This window comes from Rhodanobacter sp. UC4452_H20, assembly GCF_052978205.1.
This window is the reverse complement of sequence record NZ_CM129662.1, coordinates 2,087,685-2,105,456: the sequence shown is the minus strand read 5'-3', so window position 1 is coordinate 2,105,456 and position 17,772 is coordinate 2,087,685. Positions and strand designations below refer to the sequence as shown.

The following is a 17,772-nucleotide window of genomic DNA, read 5'->3' as shown; positions in this document are numbered from 1 at the left end:
CGCGCCCCACGCTGGATGTGCCCGTGAGTTTGCCCCGCCAAGCCGTTGTGGAACAAGCCGCCGCGCCGCTGCTGTCCGCGCTGGCGTTCTTCTTCGTGATGACGTCGTACTACATCATCCGGCCAGTCATGGGCCAGCTGGGCGGTGCGGTCGGCTCGCAGTCGCTGCCGCTGTTCTACGGCGCGGTGTTCGTGGTGATGCTGCTGCTGACGCCGGTGTTCGGCATGCTGGTGGCGCGCTTCCCGCGCAGGCAATTGCTGGGCTGGAGCTACAGCTTTTTCATCTTGTGCCTGCTCGCGTTCGTGCCGGCGTTCATGGCGCAGGATCGCATCGGCGCGCGCGAGCTGGGCGTGGTGTTCTTCGTCTGGGCCAGCGTGTTCAACCTGTTTGTCGTGTCGCTGTTCTGGAGCTTCATGGCCGACATCTTCTCCAGCAGTCAGGCACGGCGGGTGTTTTCGCTGATCGCCTTGGGTGGCATGGCTGGCGCGGTCTTCGGTCCGCTGGTGACCAAGCTGCTGGTACGGCTGATCGGGGTAGCACCGTTGCTGGTGGTCTCTGCGTGCGCGCTGGCTCTCTCGCTGGCATTTTTGCTGCGGCTTTCCGCGCAACACGATCAGCGGTTGGGCCGCGCCGGTGAGGCAGCGATCGGCGGTTCGTTGTGGGCCGGGCTCAGGGAGTTGTGGTCGCGTCCGTTCCTGCGTTACATGGCCTTGCTGATGTTGTTCGGCGATGGCATCGGCACGCTGGTCTATGCGCTGATGGCCGACTACGCCAAGGCGCATTTCGTCGACGCGGTGGCGCGCACGGCGTTCTACAGCAACCTCGATCTGGCCACGAACTTGTTCGGTGCGGTCATGCAATTGAGCTTGACCCGCTGGCTGTTGATTCGCCATGGCGCGGGCTGGGGTCTGCTGCTGCCCGCTCTGGTAAACGTGGCGCTTCTGGGCGCGGTGGCGCTGATCGGCGGCGGCGAGCTGGCCGTGTTCGGTTATGGCGTGCCCGTCCTGGGAGTGATGCAGGTGATCACGCGCGGTTTCGCCTATGGCATGACCAAGCCCGCGGTGGACGCGCTGTATACGCGCGTGCCGCGCGAGACGCGCTACAAGGGCAAGAATTTCGTCGAGACGGCGGTGTGGCGTTTCGGCGACGTCGTGGTCACCAGCGCGGTGAGCGGCCTGCGCATGCTGGGTTGGGGCGTCGGCGGGCTGGCTCTGGCCGGTGTCGGTGTGGCCACGCTGGCTGCGGTGGTGGCCAGGCGCGCCGGTTGGTCGCCGGATCTGGCGCCGGACGAACATGCCTCCTCGGACAATGCGGAGAAAGCACCGGCTTGATGCTTTCCCGAAAATCCGCAGCCCCTGAGCTTGTCGAAGGGCCGGATCCCGGCTCTCAGCCCGTGATGTAGCGTTCCAGGTGTTCGATCTGCTCGGCCTGCGCGTCGATCACCGCCTTGACCAGATCGCCGATCGAGATCACGCCGACCAGCTTGCCGTCCTCGACCACCGGCAGGTGGCGGATGCGACGGTCGGTGCACAGGCGCATGCAGTCGAACACGTCGGTGTCCGGGCCGACCGTGATCGGCGTGCCGGACATGATGTCCGACACGGCGGTCTGCGAGGAGGACTTGCCCTGCAGGATCACCTTGCGCGCGTAATCGCGTTCGGAGACCACGCCGACCAGTTCGCCGTTGGCCAGCACCAGCAACGCGCCGATGCGGTGTTCGGCCATCTGCTTGATCGCCTCCAGCACCGGGGCATCGGGTGCCACGCTGAAGATGGTGCTGCCCTTGGTTTGCAGCAGGTGCCTGACTTGACTCATCTCGGGTCTCCTGGCGGTGGCCTTCGGTTGTCCGGGTCGAGTCTATCGCGCGGCGGCGTTGGCGTGTAGTGACGGGCCCTGGCGCTATTTCGGCGGCGGCGCGTCGAGGTAGTCCGGCCCGCCCAGTTGCTGCATCTGCTGCTCGATCCATGCGGTGCGGCGCTGCACGTACGCGCTCGGGCGGTCGACATGCAGCCGGCGCGGGCTGGGCAGCACCGCCGCCAGGCGTGCGGCCTGCGCCGGCCCCAGGCGCGCGGGCGAGGTATGGTAGTAAGCCTCGCTGGCCGCGCCCACGCCGTAGATGCCGTTGCCCAGCTCGGCGATGTTCATGTACACCTCGAGGATGCGCCGCTTCGGCCAGGTCAGCTCGATCAGCACGGTGAAGTACGCCTCCAGTCCCTTGCGCACGAAGCTGCGGCCGTTCCACAGGAACAGGTTCTTGGCGGTCTGCTGGCTGATCGTGCTGGCGCCGCGCAGGCGCTTGCCGTCGTCGGCCGCGTCGATCGCCTTGTTGATGGAGTCGAAATCGAAACCGTGGTGGTAGGGAAACTTCTGGTCCTCGCCGGCCACCATCGCCAGCGGCACCCAGGGCGAGACCCGCTTCCACGGCACCCAGTGCTGGCGCAGGCGGAAACTCATGTCCCCGTGCAGCCATGCGCCGACTTGGCGCTCGACCATCACCGCCGAGGTCAGCGGCGGCACGAAGCGCAGGATCAGCACCGCCAGCCAGGTCGATCCCAGCCACGCCATGGCGAGGATGCCCAGCCAGCGAAGCAGCTTGCGCCATCGGAGTCGGCGTGACGGTGAAGACATGGCTGCAGTATACGAGGCGTTGTACCGGTGCCGTGCCGACCCCATCTGTGCCGTTTCCCTGCCTGCCTCCGCGAGAACCGATCATGCCCGTGCCGTCCGACGACGACGTGATGTACCGCTTCCTGCTGCCGCGTGCCGGTGTGCGCGGCGCGCTGGTGCGCCTGGGCGCGTCATGGCGCGAGGTGGCGGGCCGTGCCGACTATCCGACGACGTTGCGGGCGCTGCTGGGCGAGACGCTGGTGGCCAGCGCGCTGCTCACCGGCAACATCAAGCTCGATGGCGCGTTGTCGATCGAATTGAAGAGCGCGTCCGCACTGCGCCTGCTGTTCGCCGAGTGCGACGACGCCGGACGCCTGCGCGGGCTGGCACGCTGGCGCGAGCCGCTGCCCCAGCCGCTGGCGCTGAACGACCTGGCCGAGGCGATCATGGCGATCACCATGGGCAACGTCGAGCGCGGCCAGCGTTACCAGGGCCTGGTCGAACTGCGCGACGCCGGCCTGGCCGCGTCGCTGGAGAACTACTTCCGGCAGTCCGAACAGTTGCCCGCGCGATTCCTGCTGGCCTGCGATGCGACGCAGGCGGTCGGCCTGATGCTGCAGAAGATGCCCGACGAGGGCGGCCACGCCGCGGACATCGACGAGGACGCCTGGAACCGCGTGCTGCAGCTGACCGCGACGCTGGGCGTCGACGAGCTGCTGGCCACCCCGGCCGAGCCGCTGCTGTTTCGCCTGTACCACGAGGAGTCCGCGCGCCTGCTCGAAAGGCGCGCGCTGGCGTTCGGTTGCAGCTGCAGCCGCGAACGGGTCAGCGCCATGCTGCGTTCGCTCGGGCGCGACGAAGTGGAAGCCGCGCTGGCCGCGCGTGACGGCGAGATCGAGGTGGTCTGCGAGTTCTGCGCGCAGCGCTATGCGTTCGACCGCATCGACGCCGAGCACCTGCTGAGCGACAGCGCCGCCCCCGGCGCGCCGGGCACGGCGCAGTAAGGACTCCGCTCAGGCCGGCAGCAGCGGGCTGTTGGCGGCCAGCCAGGTGCTGGCCGGCTGCGGCGAGGCGAACAGGAAACCCTGGCCGTAGCGGCAGCCGACCCGCAGCAGCGCCTGGCGCTGCGACTCCTGCTCGATGCCCTCGGCGATCACCTTCATGTGCAGCGAATCGGCCAGCACCTGGATGGCGCGCACCAGGGCCAGGCCCTGGGTGTCGCTGTCGTCCGGCGGCAGCTCGACGATGAAGGAGCGGTCGATCTTCAGGCTCTCGAACGGGTACTGGTGGAGATAGCTCAGCGAGGAATAGCCGGTGCCGAAATCGTCCAGCGCGATGCCCACGCCGTGGTTGCGCAGGTTTTTCAGGATGCGCTTCACCTGGGTGGGGTTTTCCAGCAGCGCATGCTCGGTGACTTCGATGCGGATGCAATGGCTGGGCACGGCGTACTGGTCGAACAGCGCGAGCAGGCGCTGGTCGAGGTCGACCGAACGGAAGTGCCGCCCGGACACGTTGATGCTGATGAAACCCTCGGTGCCGATCAGGCGCACCGCCTGGATGCACACCTGCTCGAAGATCTGCCAGTCGATCGCCTCGGCGCAGCCGCATTCCTCGGCGATCAGCAGGAAGTCGTGCGGCGGCAGCAGGCCGCGCTGCGGATGGTGCCAGCGCAGCAGCGCCTCGTAGCCGACGATGCGGCCGTCGGAGAGCTCGACGATCGGCTGGTAGTACGGCTCGAACTCGTTGCGGCCCAGCGCGTGGCGCAGGTCGCTCTCCATGTCCAGCAGGGACAGTGCCTCGCGGCGCAGGCGGTCGTCGAACATCGCCGCGCGATGGCGGCCACCGTCCTTGGCGTTGTACATCGCCGCGTCGGCGTCGCGCAGCAGTTCCTCCGGCTGGCGATAGTGCGGGGCGGCAAGCGCGATGCCGATCGAGGCGGAGGTGAAGATCTCCTTGGTGCCCAGCCGGAACGGCGTCTGCAGCTCGTGGATGATGCGTTCGGCGATCAGCGAGGCCTTGTCGGTCTCGGTAATGCCCTCCAGCAGCACGGCAAACTCGTCCCCGCCCAGCCGCGCGACCACGTCGCGGGTCTTCAGGCAGGCGCGGATGCGGCCGCCGACCTGGAACAGCAGGTCGTCGCCGATCAGATGGCCGACCGAGTCGTTGATGACCTTGAAGCGGTCCAGGTCGATGAACAGCACCGCGAACCGCTCGTCACGGTTGGCCGCGTAGCGCTGCATCGCCTGTTCCAGCCGCTGCAGCAGCAAGGTGCGATTGGGCAGGCCGGTAAGCGAGTCGTGCAGGGTCTCGTACTTCAGCCGGCGCTCGACCCGCTCGCGTTCGGCGATCTGTTCGCGCAGGTCGCGGTTGGCCAGCGCCAGCGCGCGGGTGCGCTCGGTGACGCGGCGCTCGAGCCCGGCGTTGGCCTGCTTGAGCGAATGGGCCGCCTGCTTGCGCTGCAGCGCGTTGGCCACGTGGTAGCTGACGAAGGTCAGCAGCTCCTGGTCGCGCTCGCTGTAGTTGTGCGCCGGCGAATAGCTCTGCAGGGTAAGCACGCCCTTGGCCTTGCCGCCCCAGATCAGCGGCACGCCCAGCCAGCACACCGATGGCGCGCCGAAGTGGGCGATCTCGCCTGCGGCGTGCAGCTTGTCGATCAGCTCGGGGGTGGCCAGCAGCGGGCGGGCGGTGCGCAATACGTACTCGGTGGCGCCGCGGCCGTGCACGCGCGCCGGGCGCACGCGATCGACCTCGTCGACCGAATAGGGGAACGTCAGCTGGTCGGTCTCCTCGTCCAGCAGCGCGATGTAGAAGTTGCGCGCGTACAGCAGGCCGCTGATGACCTGGTGCACGGCGGCGTAGAACTTGTCCAGGCTTTCCGAGGTGCTGGCCAGTTCGGCGATGCGAAACAGTGCCGCCTGCAGGCGCTCGCCGCGCTGGCGCTGCAGCACCTGCTGGCGCAGCACGCGATTGGCCTCGCGCAGTGCCGCGGTGCGGTCGGTGACGCGGCGGCCCAGCTCCAGGTGCGCCTCGCGCCGTTCCAGTGCGGTCTGCACGTGTTGCGCCACGTAGTTGAGCAGCTCCATGTCGTGCCGCGAGTAATGCGTGTCCGAGCGGTAGCTCTGCACCACGATGCCGCCCGCCACGTGCCCGTCGCGCAGCATGGGCACGCCCAGCCAGTCCTCGCAGCGCGCGCCGAACAGGCGGAAACGATCGCCGATCTGCTGTACCAGGTCGTCGAGCGAACCCATCATCGGACGCCCTTGGCGCAGCAGGTTCCAGGTCAGGCTGTATTCCATCTCCTGCAGCGGCATCGGCTGGTTGAGCACGGGAAGGTCGGTGTCGACGATGTCCACGCAGTAGGTGAAGCGGATCTGGTCGGTGGCCGGGTCGTACAGCACGATGTAGAAGTTTTCCGCGTACATCAGGCTGCTGACGATCGCGTGCAGCGAGCGCATCATCTGCGGCATGTCGTGCTCGGCGCTGGCCTGGTCGGCGATCGCGTACAGCGCGCGCTGCAGGCGTTCGGCCAGCGCCAGGCGGGAGATCGCCTCGTACAGGCGGCTGGTCTCGGCCAGCTGGCGCAGGCGGATGTCCGCCAGGCGGCCCAGCCATAGCAGCGAGTCGCGCGCAGCGGGAGACGGCGGGGTCTCGTCCCATGTCATCGACAAGGTGCGCGTGGCCTGCGGGTCTTCGGCCAGGTCCAGCCATTTCTCGTCGGGGGCGCCATCCTCGTCCCGGGCGCGCCAGTGCAGGCGGCCGCGGATGCCGAGCTGGTCCAGCATCAGCTCGCAGATTTCCATCACCCCGGTGGCGTCGACTGCCTCGAACAGGCGTTCCACGGCGCCGTTCAGGGTCGCGACATCCCGGGCCGCGTGCGGCGGCTGGGAGGGTCGGATCGTCGGGCTGGCGCTCATGGCTGGTGGTCGATTCCGGAACGATTTGACGCGTCGACGTCAAAAGGCCTTTATACAGGGTGGGCCGCCGCTCCTGCCAGCGGGATCATAGCGGGAACCTGGCCCGGTCGAACGGGTCAAAGCTTGACACAGCAACCCATGCAACTGTGCGCTGGGGCGGGTTTTGGGCTGTTAGCAAAACGTAAAATGCGCTACCATCCCGATCGCACGACATCATCAACGCGAGCCGTGTTCGGATGATGGTTCCATCAGTCCTGGAGTTTCGTTCAAAAGCCATGCGTCGCCTGCCTGCCATGCTGTCGATTTTCCTGCTGCCGCTTGCGGCCGCCGGGCAATCCGTGGGCGGCGATGCGGCGCAGGCCGCGCAGTTGCTGGCGCAGCCGCAGAACGGGGCGCAGTTGACGAATGCCGACCCGGCCAGTTCCGGCGTGAACGTCCCGTTGTGGCGTGACAGCCATGGCCGCATGCTGATGCTCAAGGCCGATCGCGGCACCACGAACGACTCCGCCACGTCCCTGTATTCGCCGCTGTTGCTGCAGCCGCTCGATGCCGGCAACGCGATAGCCGCCGGCCTGCAGTACGGCGTCGGCCCGTTGCAGGCGCATGCGCAGGTCAGCCAGCGCTCGTGGCTCAACCACGGCACGCGGGTGTTCGGCAGCGAAGTGGGTGCCACCTACGACGCCGGCGATTACAGCGTCGGCGTGAGCGTGGGCGCCACCAGCACGCCCCACCGCAATGCGCCGCTGCCGCGCGTGTTGCCGGGTGCGGCGCCGGGCGGCCTGTACAGTTTCGACAGCAGCAACCAGCTCAATGCACGGGGCCGGCTGGCCCTGGGCAAGCAGACCGGCATCGACCTCGGCGCCAGCGTGGGCCGTGTGCATCTGCTGCCGGGCAACCTGCTGGGTGTCAACGTGCTCGACCAGAAGGCGCTGAGTTTCGGCGTCGACCACGGCCCGTTGAGCGGCATGCTCACCGGTCGCACCATGCAGCCCGAAGCCGGCGTGCCCGGTAGCCTGTACGGCGATCGGCGCTGGAACAGCATCGACCTGGGCGTGACCTGGCGCCTGCCGTGGCGCGGCTCGTTGAGCGTCGGCGCGCAGAACCTGTGGTCGTCCGGCACGCCGGCGAACACGCCGGTCGGCCCGGAGCCGGACCAGTCGCGCACGCCTTACGTGCAATATCACCAGGATCTCTGAGGCAGGAGTGAGCGGAGAGGAGTGAGAAACGAGAGAAATGCGCGCAAGCTGCAGCTCTTCATCTCACTCCTCACTCCTATCCGCTCACTCCTGCTTCTTGACGCGCAGGTCGCCGCTGAAGGTCTCGAGGTGGATCTTGCCGTCGCCGGCGCCGATGCTCGTGTCGAGCGAACTGCCGGGGCCGCGCTCGGCTTCGACCGGCTTGCCGAAGTCGCTGCGCAGGTCGCCGCTGAAACTGCTGGCGTGCAGTTTGGCCGAGGTGTCGGCCGGCAGGCGCAACTGCACATCGCCGCTCATGCTGTCGATGTCGATGCTGCCGCCGGCGGCCAGCTTGCCGGACAGCTGCACGTCGCCGGAGACGGTGCTCAGGGTGATCGTCTGCCACGGCCCGCCGCCGGCCTGGATGTGGCCGGAGATGGTTTCCAGCTTGGCCGTGCGGCCCAGGGCCGGGGCCAGGATCTCGCCGCTCACGGTTTGCAGTGCGGCCTTGTCGGCCTGTCCGGAAAGCTCGATGCCGCCGCTGACACTGTCGACGTCCAGCGCAGGCGTGTTCGCGTGGATGCGGGCGTTGCCGCTGATCGTGTTGACCTTGATGTCGCCGCCGGCAAGGCCGTCGATCACCAGCGGCGCGCTGATCACCTTGACGTCCAGCGATGCGCCGCGCGGCACGTGCAGTTCCAGCGTGGTGGGCGCCATGCGGCTGTCGCCGCCGAAGTTGAACCAGCCCGAGCCCGAACCGCCGCGCGGCTCGACCTTGATCGACAGCCGGTCGTTGTCGCCGGTGATCTGCAGCGGCTTGGCGCCGTCGCCGAGTTCGCCGCCGACCTGGACTTCGTTGCGATCCCAGGCGGTGACATTCACCGAGCCGGCGATATTGCTGATGCTGATCCGCGTATTGGCGCTGGCGGCGTGCTGCAGTTGGATCGGCGTGCCGGCCAGTGCATCGCCGATGCACAGGCACAACAGCAGGGGCAGGCAGTGGGCGGTTTTCATGGGTTCTCCTCGGATGGTCATCAGCCGGCGCGGTCGGCCAGCTGGCGCAATTGCGCCTGTTGTCGTTCGGTGTGGCGCAGGAGCCGTTGCAGTGCCGCGGAATCCGGTGCCTGTTCGATCGCCAGCTGCAGTTCGAGGCGGGCGGCGTCCAGTTCGATGGCGGCGCCGGCCAGGCGCGGATCGGCGGGCTTCCAGCTGGCCTGGCGGGTCGTGCCGGCCGATTCGGCAGGTGCGGTGGGTGTGAACCACTGATGCCAAGCCATACCCACGACCAGCAGCAGCGATGCCGCCACGGCAGCGCCCGCCAGCATGCGCCGCCATGTCGCCCGGGCGGGCGGATCGGCGACGGCCTGGTCCAGCGCCGCGTCGATCGCCGGCCACAGGTCGCGGCGCGGCACATGCGGTTGCTGCAGCTCGCGCATCTGGCGGCGCCATTCGAATTCGTTCATGCGTTTTCTCCCAGCGTCTTGCGCAGCAGCTGGCGTGCGCGATGCAGTTGAGCCTTCGAGGTGCCCACCGCCATGCCCAGTTCGTCGCCGATGTCCTCGTGCCGCCAGCCTTCGATGTCGTGCAGTACCAGTACGGCGCGGGCGCGCGGCGGCAGCCTGCCGATGGCTTGTTCCAGTTCGTGTCGCTCGGCCGCGCAGAACGGCGTCTCGCCACTGTCGGGCAGGTGCTCGTCGTCCACTACGCGCACCGGATCGGCGCCGCGCGCGCGGATGTCCATCAGCGCCACGTTGACCGCCAGGCGATACAGCCAGGTGCCGAAGGAGCTTTCGTGGCGGAAGCCGGGCAATTTCTGCCAGGCGCGGATGAAGGCGTCCTGGGTGAGATCCTCCGCCCGCGCGTGGTCGTAGCCGGCCAGCCGGTGCAGCGCGCCGTAGACGCGGCCGACGTGCAGCGCGTACAGGCGCTGGAAGGCGCGACGGTCGCCCGCGGCTGCGGCGCGCACGTCGTCGCCGTCATGCGCGGCGCTGGAGACAGGCGGCATCAGGCTTCCGGAGGCAGGGCAGGCGGCGATCATCTTGCCAGCTTGGATGCCGCGGGGTGCGAAAGGGTTTGAAGCGGACGGGCCGCGCGGGCCCGTCCTTCGGGAGCGGCGAGGAAAACCACGAGCGTTGTTTTCCCGGTCGCGAGTCCGGTACGTGCCCGGACTCGCGCGTGCATCAGGACACGGCGGCCCGCCGCGCCGGCTTGGCGGTATCGGTCTGCAGCGCCTGCGTCACGCGTTGCTGCTCGCGGCGCAACCGCTCCGGCAGGCGCGGCGCGAAGGTTTGCAGGTAGGTGTCGATGGCTTCCAGCTCCGCCTGCCATCCGGCTACGTCGACCGCGAGCAATTCGTCCAGTCGCGCAGGCTCCAGCGCCAGTCCTTCCAGCTTCAGTTCGCCGGCCGCCGGCACGATGCCGATCGGGGTCTCGACGCCTTGGACATGGCCTTCGGCGCGGTCGATCATCCACTCCAGCACGCGCAGGTTCTCGCCGAAGCCCGGCCACAGGAACTTGCCGTCGGCGCCCTTGCGGAACCAGTTGACGTGGAACACCTTCGGCAGCTTCGCGCCGGGCTGGTCGAACGACAGCCAGTGCGCGAAGTAGTCGCCGTAGTGATAGCCGCAGAACGGCTTCATCGCCATCGAGTCGCGACGCAGCACGCCGACCGCTCCGGTGGCGGCGGCGGTGGTTTCCGAGCCCATCGCGGCGCCCATCAGCACGCCGTGGCTCCAGTCGCGCGCCTCCATCACCAGCGGCAGCAGCGAGGGGCGGCGGCCGCCGAACACGATCGCGCTGATCGGCACGCCTTGCGGCGCCTCGGCCTGCTCCGACCAGGTCGGGCACTGCTTCGCGCTGACCGTGAAGCGCGAGTTCGGGTGCGCGGCCGGGCCGTTGGCCGGGTCGTACGGACGTCCCTGCCAGTCGGTGACCGGGGTGCCGGGCAGGCCTTCCCACCACGGCTGGTTGTCGGCGGTGACGGCGACATTGGTGAAGATGGTGTCGTGCGAGATGCTCTGCATGGCATTGTGGTTGGTGGCGTCGCTGGTGCCCGGCGCCACGCCGAAGAAGCCGGCTTCCGGGTTGATCGCGTACAGCCGCCCGTCCGCGCCGGGGTGCATCCAGCAGATGTCGTCGCCCACCGTCCACACCTTCCAGCCGTCTCGCCGGTAGCCTTCCGGCGGAATCAGCATCGACAGGTTGGTCTTGCCGCAGGCGGAGGGGAACGCGGCGGCGACGTAGTGCGTCTCGCCGCGCGGGTTCTCGATGCCGACGATCAGCATGTGTTCGGCCAGCCAGCCTTCCGTGCGCGCCTGGTTGCTGGCGATGCGCAGCGCGTGGCACTTCTTGCCCAGCAGCGCGTTGCCGCCGTAGCCGGAGCCGTAGGACTTGATCGAGAGTTCGGCGGGGAAGTGCATGATCCAGCGACGCTCGGGATCGAGCTCACCGACCGAATGCAGCCCCTTCACGAACGTACCTTCGCGCTCGATCCGCGCCTGCGCGGCGGCGCCCATGCGGGTCATGATCTTCATGTTGGCGACCACGTACGGGCTGTCGGTGATCTCCACCCCGCAACGCGACAGCGGCGAGTCGATCGGGCCCATGCAATACGGGATCACGTACATCGTGCGGCCTTCCATGCAGCCGTCGAACAGCGCGTCGATCTTGGCGTGCGCCTCGGCCGGGTCCATCCAGTGGTTGTTCGGGCCGGCGTCCTCGCGCTTGGGGTGGCAGACCAGGGTCAGCTGCTCGACGCGGGCCACGTCCTTCGGATCGGAGCGGTGCAGGTAGCACCCCGGATGGGTGGTCTGGTTCAGTTCGATCAGGGTGCCGTCGGCCAGCATCTGCTGCACCAGCGACTGATATTCGTCCTGCGACCCGTCACACCAGTGAATCCGCGCCGGGCGGGTCAGTGCCGCCACCTGGTCGACCCATTGGGTAAGCGCTTCCAGCTTGCTGGTCATCATGTCCCTCGAAAGGCTTGTTGAAAAACGGAAGCGGCACGGTAGTTTGCGTGCACTGGTATTGCAAGGATGGGCGCAGCAACGGCAGCGCCGGAGGGCGCCGCGTGGCCGTTTGCGCAGGGCTACACCGGGGTGAGCGTGGCGATCATGTGTTCGACGTAGGCGTCGAACTCCTCGTGACTCAGGCGCGGCAGGCCCAGGGTGAAGTTCAGTTGCAGGAAGCCGACGTAGGCGGCATAGGTCAGCCGCGCGCGGTTCAGTGCCTGCGCCGGCGGCAGGCCGGCCTCGCGATACACGGTGGTGAGGAACTCCATGCGTCGCTGCGAGACGCGGGCCATCACCGGCACCACCTGCGGATGGTCCAGTGCCTTGAGCAGCGCGGCATAGACGCGATGCGGCTGCAATTCGTGCGCGACCCGGCGGAACAGCTCGGGCAGGCGCTGGCGCGGGTCGGCGATCTGCTCGATCTGGCCGATGATCTCGCGTTCGCCGTACTGTTCCCAGCGTTCCATGGCCGCATTGAGCAGCGCTTCGCGGGTACGGAAATGCCAGTAGAAGCTGCCCTTGGTCACCCCGAGCTGGCGCGCGAGGGCTTCCACTGCCAAAGCTCCGACGCCCTGGTCGGCGATCATCTGCAGGGCGGCCAGTTCCCAATCTTCGGCCGACAGGCGCGTGCGTTCCGGCTTGCTGCTGACATTCATGTCCGTATGGTAGCGACAGCCCGGGCATTTGTAATGGGGCGGCGTCCATCGGCGTGCGCCGCGGCCCGGCGAGCGGTTGACGGCCATCGCACAGGCAATCCATACTCTCCCGTATGGTCAATCCGATCCCGATGCCCCATACCGTCGAACGCGTCGCTGCAGGCGACCTGCGCCTGGCGGTGGAAACCTGGAACCCGCAGGGGACGCCGGGCCTGCTGTTCGCGCACGGCTTCGGCCAGACCCGCGGGGCGTGGAACGCCGCCGCCGCGGCGCTCGCCCGGACGGGTTGCCGCTGCGTCACGTTCGACGCCCGCGGTCATGGCGAGAGCGATCGCGTGGACGCCGCGACCGGCTATCACATGGACCAGTTCGCCGACGACCTGTTGCGCCTGGCCGCCGCGCAGCCGCAGCCACCGATCCTGGTGGGCGCCTCGATGGGTGGCCTGCTCGGCATCGTGCTGGCCGGCGAACGGCGACCCTCACCGTTCCGTGCGCTGGTGCTGGTCGACATCACGCCGCGCTGGGAAACCGCAGGCGTGCAACGCATCCTGGCCTTCATGCAGGCACACCCGGACGGCTTCGCCAACTATGCCGACGCGGCCGAGCAGGTAGCCGCCTACCTGCCGCAGCGGCGCGAACGCAAGAGCGCCGAGCAATTGCGGCCGCTGCTGCGCGAGGGTGCCGACGGCCGGCTGCGCTGGCATTGGGACCCGGCGTTGCTGGCCGGCGACCTGGTGCAGGAGAGCGAGCGCTACCAGCCGCGCCTGCTGGCCGCGGCGGCGAACATCGACGTGCCGGTGCTGCTGCTGTCCGGCGGCCGCAGCGACGTCGTCTCGCGCGGCACCGTGGACGAGTTCCTGCAACTGGTGCCGCAGGCGCGCCATGTCGAGCTGGCGCACGCCACGCACATGGTGGCCGGCGACGCCAATGACGCCTTTGCCAATGAAGTGATCCACTACGTGCACCACCTTGAAATCCCCGTGACGCCGCGTACCGCCGGCGCCGCCCCCTGACCCTGAGAGGTGTCGAGATGTCCGTGTTGCTTACCTTGCTGGCGGCGTTGATTGCCTCCGGCGTCTGCGCCTATCACCGCACCAGCCTGCGTACCTGGGCCATCGTCACCGTCGTCGCCACTCTCGTGGTGGGTCTGCTGGTGCGCGCGCCGGCCACGATGGTGATCCTGCTCCTCATCGAGCTGGCGATCGCGCTGCCGCTGCTGATGGTGGACTTCCGCCGCAAGCAGATCAGCGCGCCGCTGCTGAAAATGTTCGCGAAAGTCACGCCGAAGCTTTCCGAAACGGAACAGACCGCGCTGGAAGCCGGCACCGTGGGTTTCGAGGGCGAGCTGTTCTCCGGCAAGCCGGACTGGCATGAACTGCTGAAGCAGCCCAGGCCCGAGCTCTCCGTGGAGGAGCAGGCCTTCATGGACGGCCCGGTGGAACAGCTGTGCGCGATGATCGACGACTGGCAGATCACGCACGAACTGGCCGACCTGCCGCCGAACGTGTGGGAGTTCATCAAGAAGAACAAGTTCTTCGGCATGATCATCCCCAAGCAGTACGGCGGCCTGCAGTTCTCCGCGCTGGCGCACTCGGCGGTGCTGCAGAAGCTGTCCACGATGTCGGCCACGGTGTCTTCGACCGTGGCGGTGCCGAACTCGCTGGGCCCGGCCGAGCTGCTGCTGCACTACGGCACCGACGAGCAGAAAAACCACTACCTGCCGCGCCTCGCCGTCGGCGAGGAAATCCCCTGTTTCGCGCTGACCGGGCCGTATGCGGGCTCTGATGCCACCTCGATTCCCGACGTGGGCATCGTCTGCAAGCAGATGGTCGACGGCGTGGAAACGCTGGGACTCAAGCTCACCTTCGACAAGCGCTACATCACGCTGGCGCCGATCGCCACGGTGGTCGGCCTCGCCTTCCGCATGTACGACCCCGAGCACCTGCTGGGTGAAGAAGAGGATCTGGGCATCAGCCTGGCGCTGCTGCCGCGCTCGACGCCGGGGCTGCAAATCGGCCGCCGCCATTTCCCGCTGAACATTCCGTTCCAGAACGGCCCGGTGCACGGCAAGGATGTGTTCGCGCCGCTGTCGGTGCTGATCGGCGGACCGAAGATGGCCGGCCACGGCTGGCGCATGCTGGTCGAGGTGCTGTCGGTGGGCCGCGCGATCTCGCTGCCGTCCAACGCCACCGGTGGCATGCGCGCCTCGGCGCTGGCCACCGGCACCTACGCGCGCATGCGCAAGCAGTTCGGCCTGGCGGTGGCGCGCTTCGAGGGTGTCGAGGAGGCGCTGGCGCGCATCGGCGGCCTGGCTTACGCCACCGCCGCGCTGTCGCGCGCCACGGCGGCGGCGGTCGATCGCGGCGAGAAGCCGGCGGTCACCTCGGCGATTGCCAAGTACCACGCCACCGAGTGGGCGCGCCAGGTGGCGGCCGACACGATGGACGTGCACGGCGGCAAGGCGGTGCAGCTCGGGCCGAAGAACTACGCCGGCCGCGGCTGGTCGGCGGTGCCGATCGCGATCACGGTGGAAGGCGCCAACATCATGACGCGCAGCCTGATGATCTTCGGCCAGGGCGCGATCCGCTGCCATCCGTACGTGCTGAAGGAAATGCAGGCGCTGTCGATCGCCGACCGCGGCGAGCAGCTGAAGACGTTCGACCGGTTGCTGTTCGGCCACCTCGGCTTCGGCATCTCCAACGCGGTGCGCAGCTTCGCGATGGGCCTCTCCGGCGCGCGCATCGGCGAGGCCGCCGGCGATGCCTACACCCGCCGCTACTATCGCAAGCTCGATCGCTACTCCGCCGCGCTGGCGCTGTGCGCCGACGTGTTCATGGGCGTGCTCGGCGGCAAGCTGAAGTTCAAGGAGAAACTGTCGGCCCGCCTGGGCGACGTGCTGAGCTACCTGTACATCGCCAGCGCCATGCTCAAGCAGTACGAGGACAACGGCCGGCCGGAAGCCGACCGCCCGTTCCTGGCCTGGGGTTTCCACGAGTGCATGTGGCTGATCCAGAATGCGCTGGACGGCGCGATCCGCAATTTCCCGGTGCGCCCGGTGGCGTGGCTGCTGCGCGTCCTGGTGTTCCCACTGGGCCGCCGCGAGGTGCCGCCGTCCGATCGTCTCGGCCGCCGCGTCGCCGCGCTGCTCACCGCGCCGAACGAGGCGCTCGACCGCCTCACCGACTGGGTCTACACCACGCCCACGCCGAACAACACGATCGGCCGCATGAAGGCGCTGCTGCCGGACGTGATCGCCGCCGAGCCGGTCGACCGCAAGTTCGGCAAGGCGCTCAAGTCCGGTCAGTTCAGCTCGCACGACTATCTTGACCAGCTCGTCGAAGCACAGCAGGCCGGGGTGATTTCCGAAGCGGAGGCGGAGCTGCTCAGGCGCGTGCGCGAGGGCGTGTTCGAGTTCATCTCGGTCGACGATTTCGATACCGACGAGATGCGTGCGTTCAGGACGCGCGCCGACACGTCGGCGGGCGCGAAGCAGGGCGGCTAGGCCATGCGCGGCGAGGTCATCGTCTACCTGTGCGGCGTGCACAGCCTGGCATTCGCGCTGTTCCACCTGGCGTTCTGGAAACTGTTCGGCTGGCCCGGCGCACTGCAGCAGGCCGGCGTGGGCACACGAGCCGTCACGCAGATCCTCAACCTGCGCCTGATCTACGTGTTCCTCGGCGTGGCGACCCTGTGTTTCGCGATGCCGCGGGATCTGCTGGGCACGCCGCTGGGCCACGCGCTGCTGGGAGGCATGTCGCTGTTCTGGGTCGGGCGGCTGGTGGAGCAGTTCGTGTTCCTGCGCCACAACATCCTGCTGGTGCATGCGTTGACGGCCTCGTTCGTGCTCGGCGCCGTGCTGTTCGCACTGCCGCTGGTTCCGGGGCTGGCCGCATGAGCACGGCATTGGCGCTGTGGCGCAAACTGTCCCGCCGGCCTGGCGGCAAGTGGCTGTTCGGACGCCTGATCTGCCTCAAGGCGCCGTACTTCGCCACCATCGCCCCGCGTTTCGTGGCGTTGGAACCTGGTCGCTGCGAGATACGCATCGCCGATCGCCGTCGCGTGCACAACCATATCGGCACGGTGCATGCGATCGCGCTGTGCAGCCTGGCCGAACTCGGCGCCGGCGTGATGGCCGAGGCGACCGTGCCGGCGGACATGCGCTGGATTCCCAAGGGCATGAGCGTCGAGTACCTGAAGAAGGCGACAGGCACGATGCACGGCGTCGCCACGCCCGAGCTGGCCATGCCCGTCGCCGATGGCAGTCACGAATGGCCGGTCAGGGTGGAGGTGGTGGATGATGCGGGCGAGACGGTCTTCCGTGCGCGCGTGCTGATGTGGGTATCGCCGCGCAAGCGCGATTGAACGGCCACCCGCGCGCCGTCAGTCCGCCAGCACGCAACGGTTCTTGCCGCCGCGCTTGGCCGTGTACATGGCGTGGTCGGCGGCCTGCATCAATCGTTCCGCGGCATCGGTGTCGGCTTCGGGGGCGGCGCCGGCGCGGTAGGCCGCGATGCCGATGCTGGCGCCGACGCGCACCTCGATCGGGTGGCCGTTGAGGCGCAGCGTGTAGGGTTCGCCCAGCGCGCAACAAAGCTCCTCGCACAGTTGCAGCGCGGGCCGGCTGTCCTCGATGTCCTCCAGTACCAGCGCGAACTCGTCGCCGCCCAGCCGGGCCACGGTGTCGTTGCTGCGCAGGCGGTTCGACAGTCGCGCGGCGATCTCCTGCAGCAGGGCGTCGCCGGCGGCGTGGCCGTGGCCGTCGTTGACGCCCTTGAAGCCGTCGATGTCGACACAGGCCAGCGCGAACTGGCGGTGGTGGCGGTTGGCGCGCTGGATCGCGCCGTGCAGGCGGTCGCGGAACAGGATGCGGTTGGGCAGGCCGGTGAGCGGATTGTGGCTGGCCTGGTGGCGCACCGTCTCCTCGATCAGCTGCCGCTCGGCGATTTCGCGGTCGAGCTGGCGATTGCGCTCGGCCAGTTCGGCCAGCGCCTGCTTCAGCTTCGTGCGCGACGCATGCAGCTCCAGGAACACGCGCACCTTCGACTGCAGGATCACGTCGCTGATCGGCTTGGCGATGTAATCCACCGCGCCGGAGCGGTAGCCCTTGAGCCGGTTCATGTCGTCGACGTAGGCGGCGGTGACGAAGATGATCGGGGTTTCGCGCAGGTGCTCGGCTTCGCCGAGCAGGCTGGCCACCTCGAAGCCGTCCATGCCGGGCATGTTGACGTCGAGCAGGATCAGCGCGAATTCGTGATCCAGGCACAGCGCCAGCGCCTCGTTGCCGCTGCGTGCCTCGAACAGCTCGGCGCCGCTGTGGGCGAGCAGGCGGCGCATGGCGACCAGGTTGGCGACGGTGTCGTCGACGACCAGGATCTTCGGCAGCATCGTGCTCCCCCGACGGATGGTCATG

At 68.3% G+C, this 17,772-nt stretch carries 16 protein-coding genes; 7 read left to right on the top strand and 9 right to left on the bottom strand.

All coding sequences use genetic code 11. The features are described from left to right. Nucleotides 1-23 precede the first annotated feature (23 nt). Entirely contained in the window at nt 24-1,331 is a 1,308-nt protein-coding gene (locus ACVCMC_RS09970) for an NTP/NDP exchange transporter (protein ID WP_447097147.1), read from the top strand. Nucleotides 1,332-1,386: 55 nt separating this feature from the next. Here the strand turns inward: ACVCMC_RS09970 and ACVCMC_RS09965 are convergent, their stop codons facing one another. Next, nucleotides 1,387-1,815, bottom strand: coding sequence for a CBS domain-containing protein (locus ACVCMC_RS09965; RefSeq protein ID WP_395116563.1), 429 nt, complete (start codon nt 1,813-1,815; stop codon nt 1,387-1,389). A gap of 84 nt (nt 1,816-1,899) precedes the next feature. After that, nucleotides 1,900-2,628, bottom strand: coding sequence for a monofunctional biosynthetic peptidoglycan transglycosylase (mtgA, locus tag ACVCMC_RS09960; RefSeq protein ID WP_447097146.1), 729 nt, complete (start codon nt 2,626-2,628; stop codon nt 1,900-1,902). An 83-nt stretch (nt 2,629-2,711) separates the two neighbouring features. Between mtgA and hslO the strand changes: the two genes are divergently transcribed. Then, the gene (hslO, locus tag ACVCMC_RS09955; RefSeq protein ID WP_447097145.1) at nt 2,712-3,611 is read left to right on the top strand and encodes an Hsp33 family molecular chaperone HslO; all 900 of its coding nucleotides are present in this window, start codon (nt 2,712-2,714) and stop codon (nt 3,609-3,611) included. 9 nt (nt 3,612-3,620) lie between these two features. Here hslO and ACVCMC_RS09950 read toward each other — a convergent pair whose 3' ends face one another. Beyond that, nucleotides 3,621-6,521 (bottom strand): bifunctional diguanylate cyclase/phosphodiesterase, encoded by a 2,901-nt coding sequence (locus ACVCMC_RS09950; protein ID WP_447097144.1) that lies wholly within the window; start codon nt 6,519-6,521, stop codon nt 3,621-3,623. A 275-nt stretch (nt 6,522-6,796) separates the two neighbouring features. Here ACVCMC_RS09950 and ACVCMC_RS09945 point away from each other — a divergent pair, with 275 nt between their 5' ends. Then, on the top strand, nt 6,797-7,717 hold the full coding sequence (locus ACVCMC_RS09945; RefSeq protein ID WP_447097143.1) for a hypothetical protein: 921 nt from the start codon (nt 6,797-6,799) through the stop codon (nt 7,715-7,717). 84 nt (nt 7,718-7,801) lie between these two features. Here ACVCMC_RS09945 and ACVCMC_RS09940 read toward each other — a convergent pair whose 3' ends face one another. The 5 genes from ACVCMC_RS09940 to ACVCMC_RS09920 all read right to left on the bottom strand — a co-directional run bounded on the left by ACVCMC_RS09940 (nt 7,802) and on the right by ACVCMC_RS09920 (nt 12,362). After that, the gene (locus ACVCMC_RS09940; protein WP_447097142.1) at nt 7,802-8,710 is read right to left on the bottom strand and encodes a DUF4097 family beta strand repeat-containing protein; all 909 of its coding nucleotides are present in this window, start codon (nt 8,708-8,710) and stop codon (nt 7,802-7,804) included. A 20-nt stretch (nt 8,711-8,730) separates the two neighbouring features. Further along, the gene (locus tag ACVCMC_RS09935) at nt 8,731-9,159 is read right to left on the bottom strand and encodes a hypothetical protein (RefSeq protein WP_395116575.1); all 429 of its coding nucleotides are present in this window, start codon (nt 9,157-9,159) and stop codon (nt 8,731-8,733) included. After that, nucleotides 9,156-9,701: an RNA polymerase sigma factor gene (locus ACVCMC_RS09930; RefSeq protein WP_395116577.1), complete on the bottom strand. Its 546-nt coding sequence runs from the start codon at nt 9,699-9,701 to the stop codon at nt 9,156-9,158. Before ACVCMC_RS09930 ends, ACVCMC_RS09935 begins: the two co-directional genes overlap by 4 nt. A 175-nt stretch (nt 9,702-9,876) precedes the next feature. Further along, nucleotides 9,877-11,661 carry a phosphoenolpyruvate carboxykinase (GTP) gene (locus ACVCMC_RS09925; RefSeq protein WP_447099485.1) on the bottom strand — a complete coding sequence of 595 codons (1,785 nt, stop codon included), beginning with the start codon at nt 11,659-11,661 and terminating at the stop codon, nt 9,877-9,879. Between the two features lie 122 nt (nt 11,662-11,783). Beyond that, entirely contained in the window at nt 11,784-12,362 is a 579-nt protein-coding gene (locus ACVCMC_RS09920; protein ID WP_395116579.1) for a TetR/AcrR family transcriptional regulator, read from the bottom strand. A gap of 113 nt (nt 12,363-12,475) precedes the next feature. Between ACVCMC_RS09920 and ACVCMC_RS09915 the strand changes: the two genes are divergently transcribed. The 4 genes from ACVCMC_RS09915 to ACVCMC_RS09900 are packed head-to-tail and all read left to right on the top strand — an operon-like array spanning nt 12,476 to nt 16,724. Further along, nucleotides 12,476-13,375 carry an alpha/beta fold hydrolase gene (locus ACVCMC_RS09915; protein WP_447097141.1) on the top strand — a complete coding sequence of 300 codons (900 nt, stop codon included), beginning with the start codon at nt 12,476-12,478 and terminating at the stop codon, nt 13,373-13,375. Between the two features lie 17 nt (nt 13,376-13,392). Further along, nucleotides 13,393-15,864, top strand: a complete 2,472-nt coding sequence (locus ACVCMC_RS09910) for an acyl-CoA dehydrogenase (protein ID WP_447097140.1) — start codon at nt 13,393-13,395, stop codon at nt 15,862-15,864. Nucleotides 15,865-15,867: 3 nt separating this feature from the next. Beyond that, the gene (locus ACVCMC_RS09905) at nt 15,868-16,257 is read left to right on the top strand and encodes a hypothetical protein (RefSeq protein WP_447097139.1); all 390 of its coding nucleotides are present in this window, start codon (nt 15,868-15,870) and stop codon (nt 16,255-16,257) included. Beyond that, complete coding sequence (locus ACVCMC_RS09900; protein WP_447097138.1) at nt 16,254-16,724, top strand: hotdog fold domain-containing protein; 471 nt, start codon at nt 16,254-16,256, stop codon at nt 16,722-16,724. Before ACVCMC_RS09905 ends, ACVCMC_RS09900 begins: the two co-directional genes overlap by 4 nt. Nucleotides 16,725-16,742: 18 nt before the next feature. On the opposite strand, the gene ACVCMC_RS09895 is transcribed toward ACVCMC_RS09900, so the two are convergent. Then, entirely contained in the window at nt 16,743-17,747 is a 1,005-nt protein-coding gene (locus ACVCMC_RS09895; RefSeq protein WP_447099484.1) for a diguanylate cyclase domain-containing protein, read from the bottom strand. Nucleotides 17,748-17,772 lie beyond the last annotated feature (25 nt).

What these genes read in the sequence shown, in the direction of transcription:
- ACVCMC_RS09950 (WP_447097144.1), bottom strand. Translation starts at nt 6,521, where the DNA reads ATGAGCGCCAGCCCGACGATCCGACCCTCCCAGCCGCCGCACGCGGCC.
- ACVCMC_RS09915 (WP_447097141.1), top strand. Translation starts at nt 12,476, where the DNA reads ATGGTCAATCCGATCCCGATGCCCCATACCGTCGAACGCGTCGCTGCA.
- ACVCMC_RS09905 (WP_447097139.1), top strand. Translation starts at nt 15,868, where the DNA reads ATGCGCGGCGAGGTCATCGTCTACCTGTGCGGCGTGCACAGCCTGGCA.
- mtgA (WP_447097146.1), bottom strand. Translation starts at nt 2,628, where the DNA reads ATGTCTTCACCGTCACGCCGACTCCGATGGCGCAAGCTGCTTCGCTGG.
- ACVCMC_RS09900 (WP_447097138.1), top strand. Translation starts at nt 16,254, where the DNA reads ATGAGCACGGCATTGGCGCTGTGGCGCAAACTGTCCCGCCGGCCTGGC.
- ACVCMC_RS09965 (WP_395116563.1), bottom strand. Translation starts at nt 1,815, where the DNA reads ATGAGTCAAGTCAGGCACCTGCTGCAAACCAAGGGCAGCACCATCTTC.
- ACVCMC_RS09935 (WP_395116575.1), bottom strand. Translation starts at nt 9,159, where the DNA reads ATGAACGAATTCGAATGGCGCCGCCAGATGCGCGAGCTGCAGCAACCG.
- ACVCMC_RS09930 (WP_395116577.1), bottom strand. Translation starts at nt 9,701, where the DNA reads ATGCCGCCTGTCTCCAGCGCCGCGCATGACGGCGACGACGTGCGCGCC.
- ACVCMC_RS09910 (WP_447097140.1), top strand. Translation starts at nt 13,393, where the DNA reads ATGTCCGTGTTGCTTACCTTGCTGGCGGCGTTGATTGCCTCCGGCGTC.
- hslO (WP_447097145.1), top strand. Translation starts at nt 2,712, where the DNA reads ATGCCCGTGCCGTCCGACGACGACGTGATGTACCGCTTCCTGCTGCCG.
- ACVCMC_RS09940 (WP_447097142.1), bottom strand. Translation starts at nt 8,710, where the DNA reads ATGAAAACCGCCCACTGCCTGCCCCTGCTGTTGTGCCTGTGCATCGGC.
- ACVCMC_RS09945 (WP_447097143.1), top strand. Translation starts at nt 6,797, where the DNA reads ATGCGTCGCCTGCCTGCCATGCTGTCGATTTTCCTGCTGCCGCTTGCG.
- ACVCMC_RS09925 (WP_447099485.1), bottom strand. Translation starts at nt 11,661, where the DNA reads ATGACCAGCAAGCTGGAAGCGCTTACCCAATGGGTCGACCAGGTGGCG.
- ACVCMC_RS09895 (WP_447099484.1), bottom strand. Translation starts at nt 17,747, where the DNA reads ATGCTGCCGAAGATCCTGGTCGTCGACGACACCGTCGCCAACCTGGTC.
- ACVCMC_RS09920 (WP_395116579.1), bottom strand. Translation starts at nt 12,362, where the DNA reads ATGAATGTCAGCAGCAAGCCGGAACGCACGCGCCTGTCGGCCGAAGAT.